Origin of the sequence: Paraburkholderia franconis, assembly GCF_009362735.1 — a bacterium.
Taxonomy (GTDB): Bacteria; Pseudomonadota; Gammaproteobacteria; order Burkholderiales; family Burkholderiaceae; genus Paraburkholderia; species Paraburkholderia franconis.
In genome coordinates, this window is record NZ_WHNP01000053.1 from 43722 (window position 1) to 53335 (window position 9614).

Here is a 9614-nt window from a genome sequence, read left to right on the forward strand (position 1 = left end):
TGTCTGGGCCCCGGCATCATGCCGGGCTGACGCGGTGCTCTTCCAGTTCCGCCCGAAACGGAATGGAAGTCTGCGCGCCCGAGCGCGTGACGCTCACGGCCGCCGCACGCTGCCCGAAAGCAATTGCCTGCTGCATCGGTGCGCCGTTCGCGCGCTCGACTGCAAAGCCGCCGGCAAAGGTGTCCCCTGCCGCCGTCGTATCGACGACGCGCGTGGACGGCGCCGTCATATACCCGCTGCCCTGCTCGCCCGCCCAGATCACGCCTTGTGCGCCGAGCGTCACCAGCACGTTGCGTACCCCCTTGCCGAGCAATGCGTCGGCGGCAAAGCGCGCGCACGGCACGCCGTTCACCGGTATGCCCGTCAGCAGCGCCGCTTCGGTTTCGTTGACGAGCAGATAGTCGATCTGCCGATAAAGTACGTCTGGCAACGGTTGAGCCGGCGCGGGATTGAGCAGCACAGGCGTGCCGTTGCGCGCGGCGATGTCGATCGCGCGCGCGATGGGCGCGAGTGGGACTTCCAGCTGGCAGACCAGCATGTCGGCACGCGCGATCAGATCGGTAGCCGCATCGACATGCACGGCGTTCAGCTGCGCATTCGCGCCCGGCGCCACGACGATGCTGTTCGCACCTTCGCTGCTCACTGTGATCGCGGCAATGCCGCTTGCCTGACCGGCGATCAGGTGCACATGCGCGAGGTCGATGCGCTCGCGATACAGCGCGTCGCACAGCGCCGTGCCGAACCCGTCCGTGCCGACACAGCCGACCATCGCCACCTGCGCGCCGAGCCGCGCAGCGGCCACAGCCTGGTTCGCGCCCTTGCCGCCGTTGACCGTTTCGAAGCGATCGCCCAGCAGCGTCTCGCCTCGCGACGGCAGACGCGGTGCATGCACGACGAGATCCATATTGGCGCTTCCAACAACGACGATCAGGGGTGCGGCGGCAGAAGAATTCATGGCGGGGAACAGGTTGTATCGGTTGGCGAACGATGTCGAGCGGGCTGGTCGCGCTGTTCATGGTAATGTTAGCGCTTACATTTCGGCCCGCTACAGTGACAGAATGTTGCTTGATTCCGAAAATGTGGCCTTCATGTGAGCCTTGTCCGGCGATCGGTGTCGCCTATGCGTCATGTTAGCGCTTACATTTTCGACCGAAATGCGCGAAAATTGCAAGCGGGATGACGAAGGCCGAGGGTAAACGCGTGGTCGCGGCGCCCGGATTGCGTTTAAGGAGTCACGCGCCGCACTGCATGCCAGCTATCGCACCCGCGATCCGCTGCCGCGCCCATCGCCCTGTAAGATGGCGGCGACATTGCCTCGCGCAGCGGTTCACCTACGACAGTCACAACGACCATGAGCAGCTCATCTTTGCCCGCGACACCCGACACGCCGGCCGTCCGCACTCGCCGCAAAAGCGGGCGAGCCGTGCTTGGTGACGTCGCACGGCTCGCGGAAGTGTCGACAGCCACGGTATCGCGCGTCTATAACGAGCCGGACAAGGTCTCGCCCTCTGTGCGTGAGCGGGTGCTGCAGGCAGCGAGCGCGCTGAACTGGATACCGAACGCGGCCGGCCGCGCGCTCGCATCGACGCGCACGCATATCGCTGGTGCGATCATCCCGACGCTCGACGATCAGGTGTTCGCGTCGCAAGTCGCCGGCATGCAGGCGGTGCTGGCCGAGCGCGGCATCACGCTGTTTCTCGGCTGCTCAAACTACGATCCCACGCAGGCCTTGACTCAGGTGCGGGCGATGCTCGCGCGAGGCGTCGAGGCGATTGCGATTGTCGGGGAGGCGCATCCGCCTGAGCTCTTCGATGCGCTCACGCAAGCGCGTGTGCCGTATGCGATCACCTATGCGTATCGTGATGGCAGCCCGCATCACTGTATCGGGTTCGACAATCGCGCGGCTTTTGTTGAAATCACCGAGCATTTGATCGGGCTGGGTCATCGCCGGTTTGCTGCCGTCATCCAACCGGCGCAAGGCAACGATCGCGTTCAGGCGCGTATGGCAGGCATCAGGGAGGCGCTGGAGCGGCATGGACTCGCGGTGCGTCCGTCGCACATGTATGAAGGACCGGCGACGATTGCGTTCGGGCGTCAGAGTTTGCGTGCGATCTGGCAAGGCTCCGAAAAGCGCCCGACCGCGATCATCTGTGGCAACGACCAGCTGGCTATCGGTGTGCTGCTGGAAGCGGGTGAGCTGGGGATCAAGGTGCCGCAGCAGCTATCGGTGACGGGTTTCGATGACGTCGCACTCGCGCAGGAAATTCATCCGTCGCTCACGACGCTGCGCGTCGATACGGCGGAAATCGGCAGGCGTGCCGCGCGGTATCTGCTCGATGTGCTCGACGGGAGGGAAAACGTCGAGTCCTGTGTCGTGCAGCCGGTGCTGAAGATCAGGGAATCGACGGCGAGGGTGAGCGGGTCGAAGAAGTGACGATGCCGATCATTCGGTCGGCCGTCTCGCCCGCCCGTATCACACCGATAAATCCGGCATAAGGGTGCGCCGTTCAGCGCACGCCCGAATCCTCACGAAATCGACCGCCCCGTATAAGTCGTCAACCACTCGAAGGCGGCACGGCGAGGGCGCGCTCGAGGACGGCGCGTACTGGTGAGTTGATTGATCATTGCGTCACTTCGCCGCGCCGACCGTCGGCGGAAGATCGACGCGGCGCTCGCGCATCTTGCCGAAGCGCTCGGCCACCTCGTGGACATACGCGGGAGGGTCGCCGGCATCAAGCGTCGCCATGCATCGGACGCCGACGCCAGGCAGCGCATTGCGCCCTGATGCGCCTGCTGCTCGATCGTCACGCCGCCGTCAAATACCGGGACGGCGGCCGCGCGCTCACCGTTGTTATCGGTGGGCGCCACGCCTGCGCTGGCGCGTGTGCTGCATGCCACCGCCGACATTTCAGGGCGGCTTCATGTTCGTCCCGTGCAGAAGAGCTGATCGTGAAGCGACTCGATGTTCATGCGCTCATGTTTCGGTATAGGGAAATCCTTAACGAAAGTGCAGCCCATCCGTACAACTGTTTCCGGTTATGCCGAGCAGCACGCGCAGCCATGCCATGTAAGCTGCTAGCAGGTCAGCAAGGCGGCGGGGCCGCGATTTATCTCACCTCAACGCCCTGCCGTTTGCGCGATGCCGCTCGTTCAACGCGTCGCTCCAAGGCAAGCCTGCCGACCGTCAATCCCGGTAACTTGACGAGGCTCTGAGATGTTGTATGCATGGCGCGAGTGGCAAAGCACTTTGTGGGCTCCGGTTCTGCCCTGGTTACAGACGACAGCCGACCTGCTCGCGAAAGTCGATGGAATAGCCCATGCAACACCGTCGCGACAGCTTGCCGCCGGGTGCGATCTGCTGGTCCGGCTCTTCAGGCGCTACGACAAACCGCAGTTCGGTCTCGCGGAAACTGTGGTGCACGGCCAGCGTGTCGCCATCACCGAGCGCGTCGTACTGAAGAAATCATTTTGCCACCTCATTCATTTCGAGCGGGCAACCGATTATCAGCAGCCTGTTGTCCTCATTGTTGCCCCACTGTCCGGTCACCATGCGACGCTACTGCGCGATACCGTCAGGAGCATGCTGCCGGACTTTGATGTCTATATCACGGACTGGCTCGATGCGCGCCACGTGCCTCTATCCAGCGGCAGGTTCCACCTGGATGACTATGTCGCTTACCTGCGCGAATTCATCGACTTCCTGGGTCCACAGGTTCATGTAGTTTCGGTGTGCCAGTCCACGGTTCCGGTTCTCGGCGCCGTCGCCCTGTCCGCTTCGGGTGGCGGCTGCACTCCGGCGAGTCTCACGTTGATGGGCGGACCGGTCGACGCGCGTCGCAGCCCCACCACCGTGAATGACCTCGCGGTCAGTAGATCACTGGACTGGTTCGCCCGCGCGCTGATCAATACCGTCCCTCATCCGAGCGCCGGTGCGGGTCGCAGGGTGTACCCCGGCTTTCGCCAGCACATGGCGTTCGTATCCATGAATGCCGACCGCCACCTGAAAGCGCACGTCAACTACTACCATGACGTGTCGAGGGGCAATACAGGGGCCGCGCTCAAACACCGGGAGTTTTACAATGAGTACAACGCTGTTCTCGACATGGCCGCTGAGTACTATCTGGAGACGGTACGGGTTGTTTTTCAGGAGTACAGTCTGGCGCGCGGCACCTGGACAGTAAATGGCGAACGCGTAAGACCCGAAATGATCGGGAACACCATGCTGATCACCGTCGAAGGAGAAAACGACGATATCTGCGGACAAGGCCAGACGCACGCCGCCCATGACCTATGTGCCTCAATCGAACCGTCACGCCGGCACCGCATCACGGTCGCGGACTGCGGCCACTACGGCATCTTTTCGGGAAACCGATGGCGAACACAGATCTATCCGCGTATCCGTGACCTGATTAACAGTTGCCACGTTGTGCGCATATGCGCCCTGGACAATGAGGTGCCTGCGTTGAAGTGATTTTCCAGATGGTCTTGTGGCGACAGAGCGGCCAGTTGGTCTGCGCAAACACCGGACGCTGAACATGATGCGCGCATCGATGCTGAACGAAAGCCAAAACCAAACCAGACATCGAAAGCGACGCCTTCCTTCCGACACGGTTTCGGCGAAAAGGCGGCGCATACGATCGTGTGCGCGCACTCTTTCAACGCGGTCAAAAGACATCTGAAGGGTCGTCCAAAGGACCTTGCGAAGGTACCCGACGCTTGCTCGAGCGCATTGATCTTGCCGTCCTCAACTTCCCGAGGGAATTCGTTACGACAATGCTCCCGGAGTTGGTCACCGCGCTGATGGCGTTCTTCTTCGCGTTCTACGTGCCGCAACTCGACAAAACTGGGAAACTCGGGATCGACTTTCGACGCGCATGCCAGTCACCCGACAGGGCGGAGGCCGATGGGCAGCAACGCTGACACGATTGCTGCGAGCGGGAGGCGTCAGCAAAGCTCCAGTTAGGAATCAGTCTGCGTGACGTCATCCCGCCCGGTCTGGCGGCGAGTCCTGATTCCAGAGCAGATCGCGGTGAACCGGTGCGCCCGAAGGCACAGCTGCCCGGCACGAGGAAGCAGCGTGAAATGACGTTCGAGGACTGGAATGCGACGATTAGCGGGACACACCGGAATCCGGGAGACTCGGTGCTAAAAGCGTCCTCCAGAGAGACATGAAGGACTGCAAAACGACCAGGAAGGAGCCCATCGAGGCGCTGTTGGCACTCCCTCCTTCCATATTTGCAGGGTCGATTTCGCCCCCGCTCTGGCGCGGTCCGCATCCTCTGATCCGGTGAGGGCCAGCAAGGATTTTCGCGCCTTCGCCGTTACTCCTCGCGCTGTTCGCCCTTAGCCCATCACGCGCAACGTCAGCAGCACCGCCCGCCGTTCCTGCGCCGGTGCCTCCGACCAGCGCCGCCGTTCGACCGTAATCTGCCGTCGCAGCGCCTCGCTTACGAACGCGTCGAGCGTCTCACGAATGTCGCGGTCGATGAAATCCGCGCGCTCGGCATCGATCAGCACGGTCGCGCGGTCCGGAATCTGCGCGAGACAGTGCGTGAGCATCGGCTTCGACAGGAACGTCGCGTCCTTGCGCAGGCACAGCAGAAAATGGTCGTCGTGACGCGTCAGCGTGAAGGTGCGCGACAGGTTCGCGCGCATCGCGAGCAGCGCGCTCGTTGCGATGCCAATGGCAATGCCGATGGCTCTCGCTGCGCGAGCGGCACTCCGCGCAAGCCATAACCATCCAGGCCGGCCTCTCCAACAACAGTTCTCCCCAACCTGGAAGTTCAAAGCCGCGTTCATAGCACCACCGCTTCGATGTCGCTCTGCTACTGTTGCCGCAGTTTTGGCAAAATTTGCCAAACCGTGCTAGAGTCGTTTTTATGACCACGATGAACATTTCCCTGCCGGATTCGCTGAAGGACTACGTCGATGAACAGGTCGGCGAGGGCGGCTACGGCACGAGCAGCGAGTACGTCCGCGAACTGATCCGGAAGGACCAGGATCGCAAGCGTCTGCGCGCGATGATCTTGCAGGGCGCGACGTCAGGCCTCGCAGCGCCTGTCGACGCCGACTACTTCGAATCGTTGCGCGCCCGCGTGCGTACGTCTCGCAAATGACGGCCAAGCCCGTCATCCCGACACGGCTGGCCAGACAGGACGTAGAGGACGAGGTGACGCATTACCTCGTGGACGAAGGCTCTGAGCAGGCAGCGCTCGGATTCATCGCGGAGATCGAGCAGGCATACGCGCGTCTCTCCCGGCACCCTAACATCGGGTCTCCGCGTTACGCGTACGAGCTGGACATCCCGGGCCTGCGCTCGTGCCCGCTTGATCGCTATCCGCACCTGATCTTCTACATTGAGCGGGAGGCTCATGTCGAAATCTGGCGCGTGCTCAACGGCAAGCGTGATATTCCGGCGTGGCTGGAACGCAACGACGGTGAGATCCATTGACAGCGTCCACACGGCACGAGGCCTGCGGGCAGCCTTCAGTGGCATCGCGGGTTTTCAACACGAAATCGGGCATTTGCCGCACGAGCGGGATGCGCGCCTCGCGCAGCCCGTTCGCCGTGGCTGTCGTCAGCCCTTCATCCGCGATCATCGCCGCAAGCGCGTCGCGGGTGTCGGGATCGACATCAACTATGAGTGCATGTGCGATCAGGAACGGAAACCGGGAAACGGACGCAGCGGCTTAAGGAGTTTAACGGGCGTCGTCCCTGTCACTACACGGGTCCCTTTTGGTCTGCGCGTGGATGACTGCGCCCGATGTACCCGTCTGCGAGCAGAAGCGCGCCACGCCAGTGCTGCATTCAGGCATCAAAGGGCATGGGCAGATGAAGGGTGAACCGTTGCCAGGCGCGTACCTGCAAACGGATCTTCGCGCCAGTCTGTTTTTCGACGCGCAGCAGCGTGGCACTGCGACGCCGTTCCATCAACGGCAAAGTGTTTGGGAGATTGACCGGCACTGATAGCCTGTTTAAGCCATTCGGGCATCTCACCATCGCCGGACCATGTCTCTCCCGTTGCGCTGCGATACCGTGCAGTGTTTTCGTCCTGCGCCATGGCGGCTGCGACATCGTCCAGGCCAATTCCGACCTCGGCCATTCGACGGCGCAGGTAAGCGACAATGCTGTCCCGTTTTCGTTGATCCACTGTGATTTCCTCTCTCATCGGTATGGCGCGGAGGGATGCAATGCCCGAATGCAGACTTCGCACCTTTGATGTTCCGTCTCCCCCGCGAAGTCCAGCAACAGAAGCGGCGAGAGAGACCGCGCATCAGGCGCGCGAAATCGTGCGGCCATCAGACGTGCTTCGTCTTCCGGTGCAGACCGGTGTCAAAGCCGGTTACAGCGGCTGGATGTTTGCCGCCTGCCTGCCTTTGAGTCCCTGCTTCACCTCAAAGCTCACCTTCTGATTTTCCTGGAGAGACCTGAAGCCTTTTGCCTGTATCTCGGAGAAGTGTGCGAACAGGTCTTCACCGCCGTCGTCCGGCGTAATAAATCCAAAACCTTTCGCATCGTTAAACCATTTCACTGTGCCTGTTGCCATTTTCCTGTTGTTCCCAAACCGTTGAGTTGAAATGCGACCGGCTCTCGCCGACGCCCTGTCAATATCTGACTGACGAAGCGACTTCTGCAATAGAGTGTTTTCGGGAGGCGACGCGGCCGTCATTGCCAAATGCTCACGGGATTCACACGCTTCGCAATCCTTCCAGAGGCCGCTCAGCCGGTACCCCCTTATGTCTGCCCGGTACAAAGCCAATGCACATCAAGATCGAGCGCCGCGGCGATCCGTTTGAATGCATTTAGCGGGGGCACCGTAATTCCCCGGCGCCAGAACTGAACGTCACATTCACTGACGCCGAGCCACGTTGCAACGCGAGACGAACTGACGTTGGCTCGCCTGAGGGCGGTGTTGAGGCGCGCAGCAAGGGCGCGTCTGAGGCCGCTGTTCTCACCGCTACGCTCGAGGTGCTCGATGGTTCGAGCATATCGATTCATGTTGTTTAAAGTCTCTCAGAAGTGCTTGTATTGCCGTCGCGGCGTGGCGACGAATAACGTCTACCGTCCGCGCAGACAGTCTGTCGCCTGACCTCGACATTTTCAGTCGAAGCCAGGAAACCTGACCGTTGCAAAGGCAACGTACACCACAGCCAGTAAACGCAGCGCCTTCCCGGTTTTACAAAAAGTCCCCGCCAGCTCTCCTGATGAGAGGTCTAGTCTCAAAACTGGCGGGATTTCCTAACACGCACTAAAAGCCGGGGATAACTGCTCTGGCTTTTGGAGCGATAAAGTTACATCAAGCTGCGCCGTTTAACAATTCTGGCAATCCAAATACCGCATTGGAATTAACCCCAATAAGCCGAGGATGTAAACGTTTCCAGCACAGCGAGTTGCATCGGGAATATCTGCTCCGCGGCGTCAAACCGGCGCGGATCCGTTCAGTCGTCATCCGCCCTGCGCGCCCTTCGAGACCAGATCCCGCGCGGCCGGGTCCAACATCCGCCGCACTCCATTGCCGCGGGGCATCCCGCTCGGCCGGCAACAGCCTATTGAGCTCGACTCGCTTCCACACGAATGTCGACGCCGACTGCGTCAGTCAATTCCTCTCGTGTTGTCATGCTGAGCCGCCTCGTCATCGTCAGTATTCTGACGGGCAACAAGTTGCATGGGGCAACTGGCACCGCCCGGTAGTAAAAATCCCGAGCCAACGCGCACCGGGGGGATGACTTCATCATTCGGTGGGAGTGACAGTGGATTGCGGACGGGACACCGTGTCTCCACTGAATGATGGTTGACCTGACGCAAAGTCGTGCGACAGGAAACCACAGGTATGACACCGCTTACGGAGATACGATCGATGCATCGATAAACGGAACACAATGCTTGGCCAGATCGCCTGGCACAGCGGTGAAGCAGTTGTGTGTTGAAAATCAATCACTCTGGTTAGGATACCGATATGTCTGTCACCTCCGTTCTGGTCAGCATGGCCCCGATGTGGGGCGTCCTGCTTATCGCATCCTGTGCAGCCGCGTACCTGGTCTTTTGGCGTAAGGCAATCAAATAACTGCCCGCGGATTTCGGCGCAGGACCTCCGCGCGCACCTGGCGACGGTTCATCGCCTTCGCCGTCGGAGACGGCAAGCCGCAAGGCATCGCGTCTGATCGCGATCTGGTGCGCGCGCTGAGCCCGGTTACCGGCACGATGGTGGAAAGTCAGCGCGATGCATGTACGTTGAGCAGGCGCTGCACCGGATCATGAGCCGCAAGCCGATAACGTTGATCGATCGCGGGTTGGGCCTGAGCGAGCCAACCATGCGTTATTGATCCGGCAATAAAATGTTGAAATCAAGCCGCATAACGGACAGGATCATGCTGGAAGTATCGCCGGATGCGTTCGGGTTGCTTCTGCACAACCCTGTAATGGTGCGCGGTGGCCTTGACCAGTTGCAGCCTGGTACGCGTTGGCGCCCGCCGTGTGACGCTTTGCTTGAGGTCGGCGTTGGCCATCTCGTTGGGATTGAGCTCAGGGCTGTAGCTGGGCAGATAGAACACCTCGATCCGGTCGCGGTGCCTGCCCAGCCAGGCCTTCACGGCCTTGCCGTGATGGACACGCAG

The 9614-nt window shown here is 61.0% G+C and carries 10 protein-coding genes; 5 read left to right on the top strand and 5 right to left on the bottom strand.

Annotation, left to right across the window (positions count from 1 at the left end):
* Positions 1 to 16: 16 nt before the first annotated feature.
* Positions 17 to 955 carry a ribokinase gene (gene rbsK, locus GCT13_RS35035; RefSeq protein ID WP_152766210.1) on the bottom strand — a complete coding sequence of 313 codons (939 nt, stop codon included), beginning with the start codon at positions 953 to 955 and terminating at the stop codon, positions 17 to 19.
* Positions 956 to 1351: 396 nt separating this feature from the next.
* Between rbsK and GCT13_RS35040 the strand changes: the two genes are divergently transcribed.
* The 3 genes from GCT13_RS35040 to GCT13_RS35050 all read left to right on the top strand — a co-directional run bounded on the left by GCT13_RS35040 (position 1352) and on the right by GCT13_RS35050 (position 4920).
* On the top strand, positions 1352 to 2434 hold the full coding sequence (locus GCT13_RS35040) for a LacI family DNA-binding transcriptional regulator (RefSeq protein WP_152766212.1): 1083 nt from the start codon (positions 1352 to 1354) through the stop codon (positions 2432 to 2434).
* A 780-nt stretch (positions 2435 to 3214) separates the two neighbouring features.
* Complete coding sequence (locus GCT13_RS35045) at positions 3215 to 4471, top strand: polyhydroxyalkanoate depolymerase (protein WP_152766214.1); 1257 nt, start codon at positions 3215 to 3217, stop codon at positions 4469 to 4471.
* A gap of 245 nt (positions 4472 to 4716) precedes the next feature.
* The gene (locus GCT13_RS35050) at positions 4717 to 4920 is read left to right on the top strand and encodes a hypothetical protein (RefSeq protein WP_152766216.1); all 204 of its coding nucleotides are present in this window, start codon (positions 4717 to 4719) and stop codon (positions 4918 to 4920) included.
* A 423-nt stretch (positions 4921 to 5343) separates the two neighbouring features.
* Here the strand turns inward: GCT13_RS35050 and GCT13_RS35055 are convergent, their stop codons facing one another.
* Positions 5344 to 5655 (bottom strand): hypothetical protein, encoded by a 312-nt coding sequence (locus GCT13_RS35055; RefSeq protein WP_227747174.1) that lies wholly within the window; start codon positions 5653 to 5655, stop codon positions 5344 to 5346.
* A gap of 224 nt (positions 5656 to 5879) precedes the next feature.
* Between GCT13_RS35055 and GCT13_RS35060 the strand changes: the two genes are divergently transcribed.
* The gene (locus GCT13_RS35060) at positions 5880 to 6116 is read left to right on the top strand and encodes a type II toxin-antitoxin system ParD family antitoxin (protein WP_152766043.1); all 237 of its coding nucleotides are present in this window, start codon (positions 5880 to 5882) and stop codon (positions 6114 to 6116) included.
* Positions 6113 to 6451 (top strand): type II toxin-antitoxin system RelE/ParE family toxin, encoded by a 339-nt coding sequence (locus GCT13_RS35065; protein ID WP_152766218.1) that lies wholly within the window; start codon positions 6113 to 6115, stop codon positions 6449 to 6451. Before GCT13_RS35060 ends, GCT13_RS35065 begins: the two co-directional genes overlap by 4 nt.
* Positions 6452 to 6814: 363 nt before the next feature.
* Here the strand turns inward: GCT13_RS35065 and GCT13_RS35075 are convergent, their stop codons facing one another.
* From GCT13_RS35075 to GCT13_RS35095, 3 genes are all read right to left on the bottom strand, one after another.
* A complete protein-coding gene (locus GCT13_RS35075; protein WP_321574822.1) occupies positions 6815 to 7150 on the bottom strand; it encodes an H-NS family nucleoid-associated regulatory protein in 336 nt (111 codons plus the stop codon).
* Positions 7151 to 7342: 192 nt separating this feature from the next.
* The gene (locus tag GCT13_RS35080) at positions 7343 to 7546 is read right to left on the bottom strand and encodes a cold-shock protein (protein WP_152766221.1); all 204 of its coding nucleotides are present in this window, start codon (positions 7544 to 7546) and stop codon (positions 7343 to 7345) included.
* Between the two features lie 1798 nt (positions 7547 to 9344).
* Positions 9345 to 9614, bottom strand: a 270-nt coding sequence (locus tag GCT13_RS35095; RefSeq protein WP_193727833.1) for a transposase, incomplete at its 5' end; no start/stop codon positions are given.